This window comes from Segatella copri (assembly GCF_019249765.2).
GTDB classification, from domain to species: Bacteria; Bacteroidota; Bacteroidia; order Bacteroidales; family Bacteroidaceae; genus Prevotella; species Prevotella copri_K.
Window position 1 is genome coordinate 2,613,160 of record NZ_CP152484.1, and the last position, 19,992, is coordinate 2,633,151.

Annotated in this window: 12 protein-coding genes, 1 tRNA gene and 2 pseudogenes; 7 read left to right on the top strand and 8 right to left on the bottom strand. The window is 45.7% G+C overall.

What is annotated here, in order from left to right:
* Nucleotides 1-197: 197 nt before the first annotated feature.
* Both KUA46_RS11325 and KUA46_RS11330 read right to left on the bottom strand, forming a co-directional pair.
* Nucleotides 198-1,475 (bottom strand): histidine-type phosphatase, encoded by a 1,278-nt coding sequence (locus KUA46_RS11325; RefSeq protein ID WP_256625001.1) that lies wholly within the window; start codon nt 1,473-1,475, stop codon nt 198-200.
* Between the two features lie 40 nt (nt 1,476-1,515).
* Nucleotides 1,516-2,631 (bottom strand): SGNH/GDSL hydrolase family protein, encoded by a 1,116-nt coding sequence (locus KUA46_RS11330; RefSeq protein WP_218486763.1) that lies wholly within the window; start codon nt 2,629-2,631, stop codon nt 1,516-1,518.
* Between the two features lie 183 nt (nt 2,632-2,814).
* Here KUA46_RS11330 and KUA46_RS11335 point away from each other — a divergent pair.
* Nucleotides 2,815-2,899 (top strand) — tRNA-Leu (locus tag KUA46_RS11335).
* 246 nt (nt 2,900-3,145) lie between these two features.
* Nucleotides 3,146-3,370 (top strand): annotated as a pseudogene (locus tag KUA46_RS11340) (cell filamentation protein Fic); the annotation flags it as partial.
* A gap of 642 nt (nt 3,371-4,012) precedes the next feature.
* Here the strand turns inward: KUA46_RS11340 and KUA46_RS11345 are convergent.
* Together KUA46_RS11345 and KUA46_RS11350 are read right to left on the bottom strand one after the other, a co-directional pair.
* Nucleotides 4,013-4,297 carry a hypothetical protein gene (locus KUA46_RS11345; protein WP_153073005.1) on the bottom strand — a complete coding sequence of 95 codons (285 nt, stop codon included), beginning with the start codon at nt 4,295-4,297 and terminating at the stop codon, nt 4,013-4,015.
* Nucleotides 4,298-4,311: 14 nt separating this feature from the next.
* Nucleotides 4,312-6,444 (bottom strand): Tex family protein, encoded by a 2,133-nt coding sequence (locus tag KUA46_RS11350; protein WP_117693382.1) that lies wholly within the window; start codon nt 6,442-6,444, stop codon nt 4,312-4,314.
* A 366-nt stretch (nt 6,445-6,810) separates the two neighbouring features.
* On the opposite strand from KUA46_RS11350, the gene KUA46_RS11355 reads away from it, so the two are divergent.
* Entirely contained in the window at nt 6,811-7,344 is a 534-nt protein-coding gene (locus tag KUA46_RS11355; RefSeq protein ID WP_022121451.1) for an outer membrane beta-barrel protein, read from the top strand.
* 764 nt (nt 7,345-8,108) lie between these two features.
* Here the strand turns inward: KUA46_RS11355 and KUA46_RS11360 are convergent.
* The 4 genes from KUA46_RS11360 to KUA46_RS11375 all read right to left on the bottom strand — a co-directional run bounded on the left by KUA46_RS11360 (nt 8,109) and on the right by KUA46_RS11375 (nt 13,109).
* Nucleotides 8,109-9,569: a sensor histidine kinase gene (locus KUA46_RS11360; RefSeq protein WP_218486762.1), complete on the bottom strand. Its 1,461-nt coding sequence runs from the start codon at nt 9,567-9,569 to the stop codon at nt 8,109-8,111.
* Between the two features lie 5 nt (nt 9,570-9,574).
* Nucleotides 9,575-10,270 (bottom strand): response regulator, encoded by a 696-nt coding sequence (locus KUA46_RS11365; RefSeq protein ID WP_022121453.1) that lies wholly within the window; start codon nt 10,268-10,270, stop codon nt 9,575-9,577.
* Between the two features lie 461 nt (nt 10,271-10,731).
* Nucleotides 10,732-11,943: an NADP-dependent isocitrate dehydrogenase gene (locus KUA46_RS11370; RefSeq protein ID WP_117693399.1), complete on the bottom strand. Its 1,212-nt coding sequence runs from the start codon at nt 11,941-11,943 to the stop codon at nt 10,732-10,734.
* 311 nt (nt 11,944-12,254) lie between these two features.
* Nucleotides 12,255-13,109, bottom strand: a complete 855-nt coding sequence (locus KUA46_RS11375) for an OmpA/MotB family protein (RefSeq protein WP_006848523.1) — start codon at nt 13,107-13,109, stop codon at nt 12,255-12,257.
* A gap of 442 nt (nt 13,110-13,551) precedes the next feature.
* Here KUA46_RS11375 and purL point away from each other — a divergent pair, with 442 nt between their 5' ends.
* From purL to KUA46_RS11395, 4 genes and pseudogenes are all read left to right on the top strand, one after another.
* Nucleotides 13,552-17,283: a phosphoribosylformylglycinamidine synthase gene (gene purL, locus KUA46_RS11380; protein WP_022121456.1), complete on the top strand. Its 3,732-nt coding sequence runs from the start codon at nt 13,552-13,554 to the stop codon at nt 17,281-17,283.
* Between the two features lie 19 nt (nt 17,284-17,302).
* A complete protein-coding gene (locus KUA46_RS11385; RefSeq protein WP_218486761.1) occupies nt 17,303-17,854 on the top strand; it encodes a chromate transporter in 552 nt (183 codons plus the stop codon).
* Nucleotides 17,855-17,910: 56 nt separating this feature from the next.
* A complete protein-coding gene (locus KUA46_RS11390; RefSeq protein WP_118190301.1) occupies nt 17,911-18,483 on the top strand; it encodes a chromate transporter in 573 nt (190 codons plus the stop codon).
* A 71-nt stretch (nt 18,484-18,554) separates the two neighbouring features.
* Nucleotides 18,555-19,769: pseudogene (locus tag KUA46_RS11395) on the top strand (ATP-binding protein); the annotation flags it as partial.
* Nucleotides 19,770-19,992 lie beyond the last annotated feature (223 nt).

Genomic DNA, 19,992 nt, shown 5'->3' on the forward strand with positions numbered 1-19,992 from the left:
AGAAAAGCGCAAGAAAAGCGCCCATCATAAAAAAAGGAGCTTAAGCCCAAAAAGCTTAAGCCCCCTTTTTTATTATCTAGCCATTTGCATTTCGCGTTTCTGTATTTCGCGTTCAGTAAAAAAGAAGCCAGTCCCCCTCCTGCCCCCGTTCCAGGCGATTTCATCGCCTGTCCTCCAGCAGTCAGTAGCCTTCATTTTTACCTTTTATACCCCGCCAGCTTTTTCAGGCAGTATTCCTTAAAGTCATTCCAGTGGTAATAAGGTGCCACATCGCTCTTGATAGGCAAAGTAGCCTCATCTTCATTCAAAAGCACCTTCACCAGCACATCATTCGCCTTGTTTCTATAAAAAACAAACTGCAAATTCGTAGCCATCGGAGTAATCTTATAATCCCACCATTGAGAAGCAATCTTCTCCGGATCCTTTATCTCTTCGCCATACCCATTTAAATCCAGCAAACAGGTAAGCGGAGTAACCATCGTATCGTGTCCATATCTCAATGTAGCGCCCGGATGCGGAAGAGCGATGCAGCTATCTGCCTTCTGGATGATGTTTCTCAAGAGATTGCGCTGGGAGAACGGCTGCACATTGCCCGTATAAGGCGAGTTGCCGTAAGCCATCTGCCACGAGATGTTGGCATTCAGCCAGTTCTGATACAGTTCCTCCTCCGTAAAGAGGTCATAGAGCGAAACCTTGCCCCTCAGTTCCGTGCCTTGGATTGAGCTTGCCATCTTATAAAGTTTGCTGTTCAGGTCACTCTGGTTGATATTCTGCTTCACCCAGGCAGGGTCGTTGAACAATTCCTGCATCACACGGCTATAGCTAACGTGCTTCTGTGCAAATTCCTGCAGTGCCACCTTGATACCCACGCTATGCTTCAAGCTATCCAGGTATCTGTCGTCCTGGTTCATATAATACATATCATGCTCGCTGGCATCATGGAAGATATGAAGTTTCGGATTGATACGCAGCATCTGCTGCAAACCGTTCTCCATAGAGAGGATGCATCGGATTACCAAAGTACTTCGGGCCTCAATATTCGTATTACCGGCAAAAATCTCAGGGAAGCGCTCCATCATTCTTCTGGTAATACCCTGATGCTGGAGAGCCCCGAGCGGAGTCAGTTCGCCATCGCGCCCCTTCGCCTCCTCACGAATCATCTTCACCTTAGCCAGCGTTTCCTCGCCCTTAGCTGTCAGTTTGCCCTCCTGCTTCGCTTTGAGCAGAGAGAAATAAGGCACATCATAAGCCTTCTTGCCAATCATATAGCGGGAACCATGCCGGCCATAATGGCTCAGATAGAAAGGCTTATAACCTTTAGGAGCCGCAGTCAACTGCTTCTGCGGACCACGATAAGCTACATAGTTACTACCCGAAAGCGTAATATCCCGCTTGAAATCCTCTTGCGGAGTCTGTGCTGTCAGAGGCATCGCCAATGTAAGAGATGCCAATAATAATAGATTCTTTGTATTCATTGTTATCATATAATTTTGTTTGGGAAACATACAGTCTCATTTAATTCCAATTCATCAGTTTTCTCAGGAACGGAAGCAATTCTGCTGCCATCTTCCGATGCTGCAACATACTAGGATGCCAGCTGGCGCCATAACCTAAATCTCCTTTCTGGAAACTGAAATCGAAACGGTAAATGTTCTTATCAGTTATATTGGCATCAGCACAGATTCTATCAAGTACAGTTCGCTGCTTGCTACTCTCCTTCTCGCCGAGCATCGGACCTGTCAACATCACAATCTTTGCATGAGGATACTTGCTACGTACCGTTTTAATAAACATGCGATAATTCTTCTCGTAGAGTTGAATATCATAATTCTTGGTAGAAAGATCGTTCGTACCCAGATTGATACAGACTAACTGAGGCTGATACTTGGCAAAATCCCATTTTTCATCATGCTGGTCAAATAAGGTATATTCATATTGCCAAGGCATGTTATCGGCATCACCTGTCTTCGGACCATTATAATTACGATATACACCGATACCACTACGGGAGATAGAAGTATGCTGAGCCTTCAGACTGTCACTTACGATATTGGCATAAGTAAGCCAATGGTTCTCTGTTTCATCCTCAAAAGGATCAGACATGTTGATACTTTCTACGCCATAACCGCAGGTGATTGAATTTCCGATAAATTCAATCTTCCGTTCCGGGAGAGCCGGAGCCTCAACGAGCTGACATCCCTTATCAAGAACGAATCCCCTGAATTCCGGTTTGCGGAATAAGCCTTCTATCACATACATCACCTTAGCATGATGCACCCCCTTTGGCAAAGCCGCAGCCAGGGTAACAACCGAATCGCGTTCGGCATTAAAGCCCACTTTGAAAGGTTCGCAACCATCAATCTGCGCCATGAAATATCCAGTCTTCGGGCGACACAGCATTTTCAGAGAAGACCCTTGAAAACTAGCCTCAATCGTAGTTCCCGGATAATTGAAACTGGCTACATCAGGATTCTTAGCAAAGCTCACACGCCCAATATACTGAATCATCGGATGAGAAGCCTTTACGATCTCTCCCTCAATAGGAAGAGTAGTTGATTTCTTCACATTTCCAGCCATCATCGTGGAAGAAACCATCAATGTAGCCAGCATCATAACCCATACTTTTTTCATATTACTGTTATTTAGTTTTTATCTGTCCTTACTGTCCAGCCTTCGTTTTTTTGCAAAATAAAAATAGAACAGTATCTGTTTGCAAAATTACCATTATTTCTCGTAAAAAGCAAGTAAAACCATCATTTTTTTCATTTTTCTTCTTTTTATTCAAATTATTATTGTATCTTTGCACCCAAGAATGCGCTTGTGGCGAAATTGGTAGACGCGCTAGACTTAGGATCTAGTGGTTCAGGCCGTGTAGGTTCGAGTCCTATCAGGCGCACCAAAGAAAATCCTAACTGCTTGATAATAAGCGGTTAGGATTTTTCGTTTCTAGAAATTGCCAACATTTTGGCAACATATTTCAATGCTAATCTATAGTAACAGCCAAAAGCAAGGGCTTCATTTTACATTCTTTCACACTATTACATGCTATAACACAAGCGTTTTTTGTTATATCTTATTAAAGATTACACTATAGGCACATTGCTATAAAAATAAATCACTAAATTTGCATCTAAAGCAATAAATTATGAGTAACGAGATACAATTTCTTCTTTATAATATGCCCAATGCTGATGGCAAAGTACAAGTTGTCATAAAAGACGAAACTCTTTGGTGTACGCAAAAGGCTATGGCACAGCTCTTTGGTGTAGGTGTTCCTGCTATAAGCAAGCATTTAAAGAACATCTTTGATGAGGGAGAGTTGGATAAGGACGTGGTTGTTTCCAAAATGGAAATAACCACTCAGCATGGTGCAATCGAGAAAATCGGCTGCACAAGCCAAGAAGAAGGCGGAAGAAGAATATGACATCTTTAATAAAACACAACGCATAGACTCGGACTTTGATAAGGGTATAAGAGGATTGCTTAATAATGAATAATACAATTTGGCAAGTGACAGAACTATCTCGGTCGTTTGCGGTCGTTATTGCGGTCGTTTGCGGTCGTTATTGCGGTCGTTTGTGGTCGTTTGCGGTCGTTTTTGTGGTCATTTGCGGTCGTTTGCGGCTATTTTCGGCTATTTTAAGTCGTTTTAAGTCGTTATTTGGCTATTTGCGGTCGTTTGCGGTCGTTTTTGTGGTCATTTGCGGTCGTTTGCGGTCGTTTGCGGCTATTTTAAGTCGTTTTAAGTCGTTATTTGGCTATTTTCGGTCGTTTGCGGTCGTTATTCGGCTATTTTCGGTCGTTACTTGGGCATAACTCATGTAACCAGCATGTAACTGGGCAACTCGAAATAGCCCTTAATCAATGCAAAAGCCCTTTAAAACGGTGTCTGATGCATGTAACTGGCATGTAACTGGATAAAAAAAGAGAGTGTGTCATAAGTCCATGACGCACCCTCATCAACTTAAATTAACGAGACTCAGTTTATCCTTCTCCCAAAGCAGAGAGAGACCTACATCATCCCTTCCAGTTTTTCCTGCGCCTCGCGCATATCTTTTTCAAAATTCACATGGTCTAGAAGGTATTCCGTTCTGCCTTGCGAAAGAAGAAGATAAAGCTGCGGATTCATGCCCTCTACATACTGGGCGATGGCATACTCTATATCATCACGCTGCGTAGGATTGGTGGAAAATTCAAAAACCCTGAGCTTCTGATGAATAAAGCAATATGCCGACTCTATACAATCTCTGGTGATGCCCCCCGCCAAGAGAGCATCACCATTATTATTCTGATTCATTCTGAATATCCTTTCTATTTCACGCCCTTCATCGACAAGGCGATGCGCTTGCGCTTCAAATCTACTTCTGCCACTCTCACCATCACATGCTCATGAAGCTTTACCACCTCTGAAGGATCCTGAATGTAACGGTTTGACATCTGGGATACATGAACCAGACCATCGTTGTGGACACCTATATCTACAAAGGCACCAAACTTGGTAATGTTGGTAACAATGCCCGGCACAACCATGCCCACCTGCAAATCCTCTATCTCCTTGATGCTGGCATCAAACTCAAACTTCTCTACCTCACCACGAGGATCCAAGCCCGGCTTGTCAAGCTCAGCCATGATATCGGTCAAAGTAGGCATACCCACCTCGGCACTCACATATTTTCTGATATCAATCTTCTTCTGCAGCGCCTTGTCTTCTACCAGCTGCTTCACCGTTACGCCCTGATCTTTCGCCATCTGCTCTACCAGCGCATAGCGCTCCGGATGAACGGCACTGTTATCCAAAGGATTCTTAGCGCCTGGAATGCGGAGGAAGCCGGCACACTGCTCAAAGGCCGAAGGACCCAGACGTGGCACCTTCTTCAACTGGGCACGGGAAGCGAAGGCTCCATTCTCGCGGCGATATTCCACGATATTCTTGGCAAGCGTAGGTCCCAAACCGCTCACATAGGTCAGGAGATGCTGCGATGCGGTATTCAGGTTGACACCCACCGAGTTCACACAACTCATCACCACTGTATCCAGACTCTTCTTCAACTGAGTCTGATCCACATCATGCTGATACTGTCCCACACCGATGCTCTTCGGATCAATCTTCACTAATTCTGCAAGCGGATCCATCAGTCTTCGTCCGATGCTCACGGCACCACGCACGGTAACATCCTCATCCGGGAACTCATCTCTTGCAATCTTCGAAGCCGAATAGATAGAAGCGCCATCCTCGCTCACCACATAGATATCTACCGGATGAACGAAATCGATGCTATGCAGCCAGTCGCTGGTTTCGCGGCTTGCCGTACCGTTACCTACAGCCATTGCCTCCACCTGATACATCTTTACCATGCGCTGGATGGCAGCCGTAGCCTCGCTCTTCCTGTTGCGGGGAGGATGAGGATAAACAATTTCATGATGAATCAGATTGCCCTGCGCATCGAGACAGCAAGTCTTGCAACCATTGGCAAAACCCGGGTCAACCGCCATCACGCGTTTCTGTCCGAGAGGAGCCGCCAACAGAAGCTGGCGCAGGTTTTCGGCGAAGACCACAATAGCCTCCTCATCCGCCTTCTGCTTGCTGAGCGCAGCAAATTCGGTTTCAATGCTAGGCTTCAGCAGTCGCTTAAAGGCATCATCCACCGCTTCACCCACCAGCGTCTGGCACTCACCAAAACCATGTACATAGTGGCGCTTCAGTTTATCCTGACACTGCTCATCATCAGCCGAGATGCTGACACGCAAGAATCCTGCCGCCTCGCCTCTACGCATAGCCAGCAGTCGGTGCGAAGAACATTTCTTCAATGGTTCTGAGAAATCGAAATAGTCAGAGAAGCGCTGCGCCTCTTCCTCATCCTTCTTCTTGGCTACCACCTTAGAAGTGATGATGGCACCGCGTCTGAACTCACCGCGAATCTGATTGCGGCTCTGCTCATTCTCGCTTACGGTTTCGGCGATGATGTCCTTGGCTCCCTGAAGTGCAGCCTCCACATCCTTCACCTTATCGCCCACAAACTTTCTGGCAGCCTGTTCCGGATTGCGCTCACGCTGGAAGAGGAGCAGTTGTGCCAGAGGCTCCAAGCCTGCCTCACGTGCTATCTGTGCACGGGTGCGGCGCTTTGGCTTATAAGGAAGATAGATGTCTTCCAGTTCGGTGGCATCCCAGCACTGTTCGATGCGTTTTTTCAGTTCATCCGAGAGTTTTCCCTGTTCCTCGATGGTTTTGAGGATAGTCTCCTTTCTCTTCGCCATCTCAGAGAGTTTCTCGTTAGCCTGTGCGATGGCTTCAATGTTTACCTCGTCCATATTACCGGTTTTCTCCTTGCGGTATCGCGAGATAAACGGAATGGTGCAGCCCTCTTCGAGCAGCGCCAGAGTATTTTCTACAGCCTGCTCCTTCAGATTGAGCTGGGCTGCTATCAGCTTTGTAAATTGATTCATTTATGATATTAATAAAAAAAGATTCAAACTGTTTGTTCATGCAAAGATAGAGAAAAAAGTTGGTTTGCCCAAATATTCCCTCATATTATTTGGCGGTTTCACTAAAAAATCGCAGCTTTGCAGCAGAAATAGCTTTAGATACATTCAGCACGCCCGATTTTCTTGATTTACATCAACAATACGGCTTGTTTTGCAAGAAAAACTGAGAAATAGTTTTGAGTTTTAAGTTATTTCCTATACCTTTGCCGCCGAATTAGAGAGTGCAGGGCATGTCTGGGATGTGCTTTGCTATCATAAATAAAGGGGCTGAAAAGCTACCTGATTAGAGTGATAAAAGAAAGTAATAATTAAAAGAAAAGATTGATTATGAAGAAGATTATGTTGAGCCTTGCTATGGCTCTCGTTTCAGTTTGCGCTAGCGCACAGGTTTACATCGGTGGTACAGCTGGTATTTCCAGCAACAAGTTTGAGGGTGGTGACAGCAAGACAGCTTACACCCTGATGCCTGAAATCGGTTACGAATTCAACAACAAGTGGGAGGCTGGTCTCGAGATCGGTATCAAGAAGGGCGAAGTTTGCAAGCTTTCTCCTGTAGGTGAATCTACAACATTTAGAGTAGCTCCTTACGTACGTTACACAGCCGTAGAAACCAAGTTGGTTAACCTCTTCGTAGAAGGTACAATCGGTTACAGCAGCGTCAGCAAGGGCGTTGGCGATTATTACGAGGTAGGCATCAAGCCAGGTTTGGCTGTTAAGCTTTCAGACCACGTAAACTTCATCACAAAGGTAGGTTTCCTCGGTTACAAAGGTTATTCTCCTGACCATGGTGACAACTCATCTACATTCGGACTTAACGTAGATGCAAGCAACATTTCATTTGGTGCTATCTACAAGTTCTAATCTTAGGATGCTCATTTACTCATAAGCAATAATATCAGGGGCGCAAGCGATTCCTTTCATGGAAACAGCTTGCGCCCCATTTTTTATCTGCAAGCGAACACGCTTTTACTCTTCACTCTTCACCTTTCCTTCGGAAACCCCTGTGTTTATCGGCATTCCGAGGGGTGAAGAGTTTGCTGCGACTCTTCACCCACTCTTCACCACTCTTCACCGATTCCAAAGACCAACAGGCGTAAATTGCAGCGCAAGACCGCTAGGCGTCCCTGAGGAGGGTGTGTCATAAGTCTGGATGTTGGTGCATAACAGTTGACCATCGCATGCACATCACCTGTTGTGCATGTGCATATCAGCTGTTATGCAAGCGCACAACAGCTGTTGTGCGACCGAAGATACAGACTGCCTCAACAACATATCCTAGCTCTTCAAACAACATATCCTAGCTCTTCAAACAACATATCCTTACTCATCCAACAACAAGAAAAGGGTGAATCATAAATTTATAACACATCCTCTGCCGAACCAGCTAAGGTGAAGAGTGGGTGAAGAGTGCCCAAGAACTCTTCACCCCTCAAAACGCCCATAAACACTGGGGATTCCGAAGGAAAGGTGAAGAGTGAAGAGTATTTCCTTATCCCTTACTTACAACATTTTTACAGGCATTTACGCTGACTGTTTCAGTAGAACAGCCAACTAGCGAGCGTACGGCTAGTCAGCTGTTCTTCATTCGCCAGTACACTATTTCCGATTAACAGATTGCCATATTCCTACTTTTTAAGCGTAAATTCAAACTTCAAGCCGCCTTCCAGCTGATTACTTACACGGATGGTTCCGCCATGCAGGAGAACGGCATTCTTGACGATGGCAAGACCCAAACCGGTGCCACCCATCTTGCGGCTGCGTCCCTTATCTACCCGATAGAAACGCTCAAAAAGACGGGAGAGATGCTCGGCAGGAACTCCCTGACCGTTATCACAGAAGATGAAATGCCACTTGTTGCCCTGCTCCTTGGCACTCAACGTTATCTTACGTCCTTCGCCGGCATAAGCTATGGCATTGTCGGTAAGATTGCGGAACACACTGTAGAGCAGACTGCGGTTACCCTTCACAATAATATGCTGGTCGGGAAGAAGATTCTCGAAAGTCATCTTGTGCGACTCTCTTTCCAGCGCCGTCTCATGGGCTATTTCACTCACCATCTGCGTAATGTCTACCGCCTCGAAATCTATCATATCCGAACCGTCATCCAACCGGTTCAGGGTTGAGATGTCGCGGAGCAGAGAGGTGAGGCGTTCGCTCTGGGCATAACAGCGCTGCAGAAACTGCGACTTCATCTCTTCGTTGATATGCGGATTGTCGAGTATCGTTTCCAGATAACCCTGGATACTTGCTACAGGAGTCTTCAGCTCGTGAGCGATATTCTGGGTAAGCTGCCGCTTCAGTACATCCTGTTCACGTCGGGTGGTCTGTATGCGCTTATACATCTTGATGATGCGCTCAGCAATCTCGCCCAACTCATCGTTAGGGAACTTGGCGAGATCTTCCACCTCGAGACTCTCGTTATGGTCTGCCTTATAAGCAAAGATGCTCAGTTTGGAAACATTCTTAGCCAGACGGTCCGTAAAACGGTAAAGCACGATGGTAAGCAGAATGACGGCTACGATGGCAAACCAGATGAAATGCTGGTCGGCCTGCAGCGATTTTGCCAAATCATTATTGTAAGGTAGTGCCGTACGGATGATGAGTTTGCTTTCCGGAAAATAAGAAGCCACATAGAAATAATCATGCTTCAGGGTTTTAGACTGTCGCTCCACGCTTGAGCCTACCCTGTTTTTCAAGGCTTCTGCTATTTCCTCCCGCTTGGCATGGTTGGCAAAATGTTCATAGTCGGAACTCATGTTGTCATAAATCACCTTACCGTTAGGGCGCACCAGCGTAACACGAAGATCCTTGCTTTCATGTTCTCGGACAAAAGCCTGCAACTTCTCATGAGCCACAGTCACATCCCTATTGTGGATGCTATCCTGCAGAATAATTCCTTCACCAGGAGAGAGCGCCAGATCTTCTGCCAGCAGTTCATTATAATTTTCCAGTTTGATAGTAAGCGTACCTATTTTATACTGCTTCTCACGTGCCTGCTGGAACACGATAAAACTGACGGCGAACACAAGGAACACCGCCAGTACACTGAAGTACAGCTTCCTACCTACACTATTTAACTTAAACATTTTAATTACGCATCAAAATAATAACCGAATCCCAGACGGGTAACGATGCACTTGGCAAACTTACCAATCTTCTTTCTCATACGGGTGATGTTGACATCCACCGTGCGGTCGAGTACCATCACATCCTTAGGCCATACCCGGTCGATAAGTTCCTGACGGGAGAACACCTTGCCACGCTCTTCGAGGAAAAGACGCAGGAGTTCGAACTCGGTCTTGGTGAAAGGGATAGCCTCACCATCGATGCTCACCGTCTTCTTGTCCAGATTCAGCTGCAGTCCCTGATAGTTGATGATCTTCGATTCATCAGCATCGCCAGCCTGTTCGGCCGTACGGCGCAAGACGGCACGCACTCTGACCATCACCTCTCGGATAGAGAAAGGTTTCGAGATATAATCATCGGCACCGATATTGAATCCAGTAACCGTATCGTTTTCCGTATCTCGGGCTGTAAGGAAGATAATCGGAACATTGGCTGTCATCGGATTGTCCTTCAACTGCTTAGCCAACTGGAAACCGCTCATTCCTCCCATCATGACGTCCAACAGCAGCAGGTCGAACGAAGCGATGTCCATCTCCAAAGCCTCTTCTGCAGAATTGGCAGTCTCTACCTCATATCCTTCTGTTTCGAGATTGAATTTCAGAATCTCACACAAGTCTTGCTCATCATCAACAACAAGTATTCTTTTCATATTCTCTTCCATATTTCATGTTATTTAAAATACCGCTGCAAAATTACGACTTTTCTTTCGTAATAAGCGTTACATTCGGTTACAATTTCGTGACATTTAGTTCTTTAGAGAAAAAAATATAAAAAAACGGGGATTTTGTTACACATTTTAACTTAGTGTTTCCAAATTCGCTACATGTTTCTTTGCTAGTTAGAAACAGAAATGCTACTTTTGCACCCGATATAACTATAAGTGAGCATATAACACAACTGAAAGAGTATGAAAGATAAAGTAAATGCAATTCCCTTAATCGGTGAAATCATCAAAGAGGAATTAAACAAGCAAGGCAAGACCACAGTATGGCTTGCTGAACATTGATTTGTTTAAGGTTTATTCAGACGCTTTGCGCAAACGCAAGAAAAAGAATCAAGATTTAAACTAAAAATAACTAAAACAATAAGACCTGAGGTTAATCACCCCAGGTCTTATTGTTTTTATGCCAATCGCTTTTCCAGACGCTCGCGGATGGCAGCGATAAAGCCGGCAGAGTTTACAGCCTTAGCCTCAACACCTTCCATCAGGTTTACGAGATCCTTGGTAGCGATACCGTCATTCAAAGTATCGAAACATGCAGCCTCCAGCTGGTCGCCAAAGTTCTGAAGTTCCTTGATGCCATCCAGTTCGCCACGCTTTCTCAACGCACCGCTCCATGCAAAGATGGTAGCCATTGGGTTGGTAGATGTATCTTCACCCTTCAGGTAGCGATAGTAGTGACGGGTCACGGTACCATGAGCTGCCTCATACTCATACTTGCCGTCAGGAGAAACCAATACAGAAGTCATCATCGCCAGAGAACCGAAGGCTGTACTGAGCATATCACTCATCACATCACCGTCATAGTTCTTGCAAGCCCAGATGAAACCGCCCTTGCTGCGGATAACACGAGCCACTGCATCATCAATCAATGTATAGAAATACTCGATACCGAGTTCTGCAAACTTCTCTTTATAGTCGCTCTCATATACTTCCTCAAAGATTTTACGGAACTGGGCATCATAAGTCTTAGAGATGGTATCCTTGGTAGCAAACCAGAGATCCTGCTTGGTATCAATGGCAAACTTGAAGCAGCTGTGAGCAAAGCTGCGGATACTCTTATCAGTATTGTGCATGCCCTGGATAACGCCAGCACCATCGAAAGAATGAATCTCTATCTCCTGTTTCTTGCCGCTCTTACCCTCGAACACGAGTTTGGCTGTACCTGGCTCATCAGCACGAAGTTCCACGCTCTTGTATACATCGCCGTAAGCATGACGGGCGATGGTAATAGGCTTCTCCCAGTTCTTTACACAAGGGTGGATGCTTGGGATGGTGATAGGAGCACGGAATACGGTACCGTCCATGATGCTACGGATAGTTCCATTAGGGCTCTTCCACATTTTGTGGAGTTTATACTCGTCCATACGCTGTGCATTAGGAGTGATAGTAGCACACTTCACAGCCACGCCATATTTCTTAGCCGCCTCAGCAGAGTCGATGGTTACCTGGTCATTGGTCTGGTCGCGATAAGGCAGACCGAGATCATAATACTCAGACTTCAAATCAACGAAAGGAAGAATGAGTTCATCCTTAATCATCTTCCAGAGAATTCTTGTCATCTCATCACCGTCCATCTCTACCAATGGAGTTGTCATCTTAATCTTTTCCATAACACAATATAATGTATAATTAATAATTTACAATGTACAATGATCAGGGCAGCCAAGTGGCCCCTTGATATTTTGCCTGCAAAATTAATAAAAATAATCAAGAAAAGAAAGGAAATTAAGAATAATTCTAGCAAAATGATAACAAAAAGCACTTTTTTACGTACTCAAAACATAAAACCTGTATATTTATACCTAAAAAGGCACCAATAAGTCTTTAACAACTCATTGATGCCTCATCTATTTACTTTTTTACCCTTTTACCTTTTTACTTTTTTACCTTTAAATAGTCTTTTTACCTTTAAATAGCCTTTTTACTTCTCCTCTGGAGCCTTGTCGATCAAGTCCATGAACTGGTCGAGCTTAGGAGTGATGATAATCTGAGTGCGGCGGTTGCGCTGCTTGCCTACCTCTGTATCGTTAGTTGTTACAGGGTTGTACTCACCACGGCCACCAGCAGTAAGGCGCTTAGGATTTACACCGAAGTGATCCTGCAAGTACTGAACAACAGAAGCTGCACGGAGAGCAGAGAGGTCCCAGTTGTTGCGGATATTCTTCATCTTGGCACTTGTAGTGCTTACTGGTACGTTATCGGTATTACCCTCTACGAGCACATCGTAATCCTTGTAGTCTGTGATGATCTTAGCAATCTTGCTCAATGTCTCCTGAGCACGGCTGTTCACCTCATAGCTACCACTCTGATAGAGCATATTGTCAGCCAGAGAGATGTAAACTACACCCTTCAGAACCTGAACATCAACCTCCTTCATCTCTTCCTTGCTCAAAGAGCGGGTCAGGTTGTTGGTAAGAACCATGTTGAGCGAATCGCTCTTGCTCTTTACCTCAACCAGGTGGCGGATATACTGGTTACTCTCGTTGATCTGGTCAACGAGTTTTTCAATGCTCACGTTGTTCTGGCTTGCATTGTTCAAACTCTTGTCAAGCGAGTTCTGCAACTTAGCGTAATCGCTCTTTGCAGTAGCGAGCTGCTCCTGGGCTGCTGCCAGACTAGCCTCTGTAGCTGCCAGCTTTTCCTTGGTAGCCTGATAGTTGCTTGACAATTCCTTATTCTCATTCTGGCAATTCTGAAGATCCTTCTTACTTGCACAGCTTGTAGCCATCAGAGCTACAGCCATCATTGCCATTACCATTAACTTTGTCTGTTTCATATTCTTTCTAATTTAAATTTTCTTGTTATTATTAATTGATTATAGTATATCTTAACGTCGCTTTCTACCTCCTATTATATTAGAGTTCTCCCGGCTTTTATCCGTTATCCGGAAGCTTCTACATTTTAGGGCATTATAGAAGCTGATTCACTTCTTTCACTTGCAAAGTTACAGATAAGACTCGAATAAACAATATTTGTCAAATGCATTTAGACATTTTTAACCTCTAAATCTTTATTTATCACCTTTTTAACCAAAAAAGGCAACAGAAAGCACTTTTCTTATAGCTAAACCGTCAAATGTAGCCTCTCAAGGTAAGAATAGCCCAAATCTCAACAAAAAAAACATAAAAAACAGTGTTTTATTTTGTAGTGTCTTGAATTTGCACTATCTTTGCACTCGAAAAGAAATAAATACATTAATAATATAAAAGAAAGCAAGTATGATTCTTTTTTTTAGAACTCCATCTAAGAGTGTGATTGCGACCGAGATTGACCACAAACCATCTCAGGACGAAATCAATGAACTTTGTTGGCTTTATGGTGACGCGACTTTAGAGGACGCCCAGCAGTTGCAGGGCTTCTATGTCGGCCCACGCCGTGAAATGATTACTCCTTGGAGTACGAATGCCGTTGAGATTACTCAGAACATGAGTCTTAACGGCATTTCGCGTATCGAGGAGTACTTCCCTGTAGATAGCGAAGACGCTGAGCACGACCCTATGCTCCAGCGTATGTACAACGGTATCGGACAGGATGTGTTCACCGTGAACCACCAGCCAGAACCTATCAAGTACGTCGATGACCTCGAGAAGTATAACGAGGAAGAGGGTCTTGCCCTCAGCGAGGACGAAATGGCTTATCTCCACAAGCTGGAGAAAGAGAACGGACGCCCTCTCACCGACAGCGAAATCTTCGGTTTCGCACAGATCAACTCAGAGCACTGCCGCCACAAGATTTTCGGCGGCCAGTTTATCATCGACGGTAAGGAGATGGAGTCTTCTCTCTTCAACATGATCAAGAAGACCACCAACGAGAATCCTAACAAGATTCTCTCTGCTTACAAGGACAACGTGGCTTTCTCTCAGGGTCCTGTTATCGAGCAGTTTGCTCCAGCCGATCAGACTACCAGCGATTTCTTCCAGGTGAAGGATATCGAGAGTGTTATCTCTCTGAAGGCTGAGACTCACAACTTCCCTACTACTGTAGAGCCTTTCAATGGTGCTGCTACCGGTACGGGTGGTGAAATCCGCGACCGTATGGGTGGTGGTGTTGGTTCATGGCCTATCGCAGGTACCGCCTGCTACATGACTGCTTATCCTCGCCTGAAGGATGACAACGGCAAGAGCGATGTTGAGCGCGACTGGGAAGACATCATGCCAGTACGTAAGTGGCTCTATCAGACTCCAGAGCAGATTCTGATCAAGGCTTCCAATGGTGCATCAGACTTCGGTAACAAGTTCGGTCAGCCTCTCATCACCGGTTCTGTGCTTACATTCGAGCACGAGGAGAATGGTGAGAAGTATGCATACGATAAGGTAATCATGCTTGCTGGTGGTGTAGGCTACGGCAAGAAGCGTGACTACAAGAAGGGTGAGCCACAGAAGGGCAACAAGGTTGTCGTAGTAGGTGGTGATAACTATCGCATCGGTCTTGGTGGTGGTTCTGTTTCTTCTGTAGATACAGGCCGTTACAGCAATGGTATCGAGTTGAACGCTGTTCAGCGTGCCAACCCTGAGATGCAGAAGCGTGCCTACAACCTGGTTCGTGCACTTGTTGAGAACGATGAGAACCCAGTAGTCAGCATCCACGACCACGGTTCAGCCGGTCACTTGAACTGTCTCTCTGAGTTGGTAGAAGAGTGCGGTGGCGAAATCGATATGTCTAAGTTGCCTATCGGTGACAAGACTTTGAGCGCCAAGGAAATCATCGCCAACGAGAGCCAGGAGCGCATGGGCTTGCTCATCGACGAGAAGTATATCAGCGAGGTTCAGAAGATTGCCGACCGTGAGCGTGCTCCAATGTACGTGGTTGGTGAGACTACAGGCGATGCTCACTTCAGCTTCAAGCAGGCTGACGGCGTGAAGCCATTCGACCTCGATGTAGCTCAGATGTTCGGTCATACTCCTAAGACTGTAATGGTAGATGAGACCGTAGAGCGTAAATATGAAGATGTAACTTATTCTGCAGATAACCTCGACGAGTACTTGCAGCGTGTTCTCCAGATGGAGGCTGTGGCTTGTAAGGACTGGTTGACCAACAAGGTAGACCGTTCCGTAACAGGTAAGATTGCCCGTCAGCAGGGTCAGGGTCAGATTCAGTTGCCACTCTCAGACTGTGGTGTCGTAGCACTCGACTACCGTGGCGAGAAGGGTATCGTAACAGCAATGGGTCATGCACCTCAGGCAGGTCTTGCCGATCCTAAGGCAGGTTCTGTACTCTCTGTAGCAGAGTCATTGACTAATATCGTATGGGCTCCATTGGCAGATGGCATGGACAGCATCAGCCTCTCAGCCAACTGGATGTGGCCTTGCCGCAGCCAGAAGGGTGAGGATGCCCGTTTGTACGAGGGTGTGAAGGCTTTGTCAGACTTCTGCTGCGCCATCCACGTAAACGTACCAACAGGTAAGGACTCTCTCTCTTTGACCCAGCAGTATCCTAACGGCGAGAAGATCATCGCTCCGGGTACCGTTATCGTAAGTGCTGGTGGTGAGGTTTCAGATGTCAAGAAGGTGGTTAGCCCAGTTCTCGTTAACGACAAGAACTCTAGCCTCTACCATATCGACTTCAGTTTCGACGAGCAGCGTCTCGGTGGTTCTGCTTTCGCTCAGAGCCTGGGCAAGGTGGGCAGCGATGTTCCTACCGTCAAGAACCCAGAGTACTTCGTTGACTGCTTCAATGCTGTACAGGAACTCATCAACCGTGGTTGGGTAATGGCTGGTCACGATATCAGTGCCGGTGGTTTGATTACAACTCTCCTCGAGATGACATTCGCCAACGTAGAGGGCGGTATGAAGATCAACCTCCACGACATCGCAGATGCCGACATCATCAAGACTCTCTTCGCAGAGAACCCAGGTGTTGTCATCCAGGTAAGCGATGCTCACAAGGACGAGTTGAAAGCATTCTTCGATGAGAACGGTATCGGTTATGCCAAGATTGGTTATCCTGCTCCTGAGCTCCGCAAGATTATCATCAAGAAGGAAGGCTTCGAGCACGAGTTCGATATCGATGCTTTGCGCGACGACTGGTATAAGACATCTTACCTCCTCGACCGCAAGCAGAGCATGAACGGTATGGCCAAGAAGCGTTACACCAACTATAAGAAGCAGCCTATCGAGATGAACTTCGGTTATGGCTTCAAGGGAACCCTCGCTAGCTACAGCCTCGACGCTAACCGTCGCAAGCCATCTGGCATCAAGGCAGCTATCATCCGTGAGAAGGGTACCAATGGTGAGCGTGAGATGGCATACTCTATGTATCTCGCCGGCTTCGATGTAAAGGATGTGATGATGACCGACTTGATTTCTGGTCGTGAGACTCTGGAGGATGTGAACTTCATCGTATTCTGCGGTGGTTTCTCTAACTCCGATGTTCTCGGTTCTGCCAAGGGTTGGGCTGGTGCATTCCTCTACAATCCTAAGGCTAAAGAGGCACTCGATAAGTTCTATGCCCGTGAGGATACCCTTTCACTCGGTATCTGCAACGGTTGCCAGCTGATGGTTGAGTTGAACCTCATCAATCCTGAGCACAAGCATCGTTCACACCTCTGCCACAACACATCCAAGAAGTTCGAGAGTACATTCCTCGGTCTGACTATTCCTCAGAACGACAGTGTGATGTTCGGTAGCTTGAGCGGTGATAAGCTCGGTATCTGGGTAGCTCACGGCGAGGGTCGTTTCTACTTGCCAGAGCCAGAGGATCACTACAACATCATTGCGAAGTACAACTACGCTGAGTATCCAGGTAATCCTAACGGCAGTGACTACAATGTAGCAGGTATCTGCTCTGCAGATGGTCGCCACTTGGCTATGATGCCACACTTGGAGCGTGCCATCTTCCCATGGCAGAACGCCTGGTATCCAGCCGATCGCCGCAACGACGAGGTAACTCCTTGGATTGAGGCATTTGTCAATGCACGTCAGTGGATTGAAGAAAGAGCTTTGAAAAAGTAAAAAAATAAAAAGGTAAAAAATGAATAATAGCGTAAGTTATCTTACATTATTCAAAACATTTTTGAAGATTGGCATAGTCACCTTTGGTGGTGGCTATGCCATGATTCCTATTATAGAATCCGAAGTCGTCGACAAGCATCATTGGATGACGAAGGAGGAATTCTTGGATGCCATTGCTACTACCCAGGTTTGTCCGGGCGCCTTGGCCATCAACATGAGTTCCCTGCTCGGATATAAGTTGGCAAAGACACCGGGAGCCATCGTCTGCACCCTCGGCGCTTCGTTGCCATCGTTCCTTATTATCTTAGCGATAGCCATGTTTTTCCATCAGTTTGAAGACAACAAGGTTGTTGCTGCCATGTTTGCAGGCATCCGTCCTGCCGTCGTGGCATTGATAGTCGTACCTACATTCTCGCTTGCCAAGAGTGCCGGTATTTCGCTTGTAAACTGCTGGATTCCTATTCTATCCGCCCTTCTGATCTGGCTTTTGGGCGTCAACCCAATCTGGGTGATTATCGCAGCTGCCGTAGGTGGCTACATCTATGGACAGTTTATCCAGCCAACGGAATAAAGGTAAAAGGGTAAAAAAGTAAAAAGGTAAAAAAGTAAATAGCTTAAAACATAATGATGATATTTTTTCAGCTTTTCATCGTATTCATTCAGATAGGCATCTTCGGATTCGGAGGTGGCTATTCCATGATATCCCTGATTCAGGGACAGGTTGTTACGCAGTATCATTGGATGACGATGCAAGAGTTTACCGATGTGGTTGCCATTTCTCAGATGACACCGGGACCTATCGGTATCAACACCGCCACCTACTGTGGCTATACTGCTGTCCATAATGCCGGCATGAGTGGCATGATGGCAGTACTCGGAAGTGCCATGGCAACCTTTGCGCTGGTTCTCCCATCCTTGGTTTTGATGATTCTTATCAGCAAGATGCTGTACAAGTATATGAACACCTCAGCCGTCCAGAGCATCTTCATCGGTCTTCGCCCAGCCATTGTCGGATTGGTAGGAGCCGCAGCCCTGCTTCTGATGAATGGCGAGAACTTCTCTACGCCAGCCAATCCCTGGCATTTCTACATCTCCATCGCCCTCTTCTTTGCTACCTTTATCGGCGTGAAGGTGATGAAGATCAATCCTATCCGCATGATACTCTACTCGGCTTTTGCCGGACTGGTATTACTATATTAAACAAAATCTTTCGATTTTATTTGGTAGTAATAAATAAAAATCGTACATTTGCAACAAAAAGGAGATAGACCATGACATATTCACAAGCAGATATTACCGTTCCATACGCTGTGGCGAACTTTGCTGAGATTCGCCACAAGGGATATTATTATGTGGACAAGACCAACTATATTCCACTGCTTGAGCGTTACAAAGCACCAGTTTTTCTCCGTCCTCACAGATTCGGAAAGAGTCTGCTCGTTTCCATGTTGGCTCACTATTACGACCGTAACATGGCAACACAATTCAAAGAATTGTTTGGTGGAACTTGGATTGGCGAACACCCAACAAACGAGCACAACCAATATCTTGTGGTAAGATATGACTTTTCCACAACTTCCGTTGCCAGCAAGAAGGAAGATATCGAAAAGAACTTCAACGCCGTGAATTGCAGTCCACTCCGTACATTGGTGGAACGCAACAGAGACCTTTTTGGAGATTTCAGGTTCAGAGAGGATGGCAATGCCTCCAACATGTTGGTTGAAGTATGCGAGTTTATCTCTTCCCATAATCTTCCACCTCTTTATATATTAATAGATGAATACGACAACTTTACCAACCAGCTATTAGTTGTCTATAAGGACTCGCTGTACCAGGACTTGACCACAGGGGAAAGTTTCCTACGAACTTTCTTCAAGGTTATCAAGGCTGGCATTGGCGAAGGCACCATCCGTACTTGCTTCTGCACTGGAGTACTGCCTGTCACCATGGATGACTTAACCAGTGGCTATAACATCGCAGAGATGTTGACACTGAAGCCGGAATTTACCAATCTATTGGGCTTTACCCATGAGGAAGCAGCCCAATATCTGAAGTATGTCATCAATAAATATGGCCCTCAAGCCTCTTTCGAGGAATTATGGACTCTGATACTCAACAATTATGATGGTTACCACTTTTTACCAAATGCAGAACCATTATTTAACTCTACCATTCTGACTTACTTCCTCAAGAACTTTGCAGAACTGAAAGGCGGCATCCCTACGGAAATGGTAGATGAGAACCTACGTACTGACACTAGTTGGATAAGAAGATTGACCATCACGCTTGACAATGCCAAAGAAATGCTCGACAGCCTGTTGATGGATGGAGAATTGTACTATTCACAAGCCGATTTACGCAGTAAGTTCAACAAGCAAAAGTTCTTCTCCCCAGAGTTCTACCCTATCAGCCTCTACTACTTGGGTATGACCACCCTGAAGGACAATTACAAAATGGCTTTGCCAAACTTGACGACCAAGAGTGTATGTAAAAGCATACGTAGCTTATATAGCAGGCAACAAGGCTTGCAAGATTTTTGAAAAGAAAAGTAATGATTAAGGTGGATTTTCATCAGAAAATCCACCTTTTACACTATAATTCGCTTTTTGTCCACCTCTTCTTTGTGTTTTTTGTGTACTTTTGCAACTGTGTATTAATAGCGGCATGAATTTAGGCTTAGCTTGGTTTCATGCCAACCAACAAGTAAAC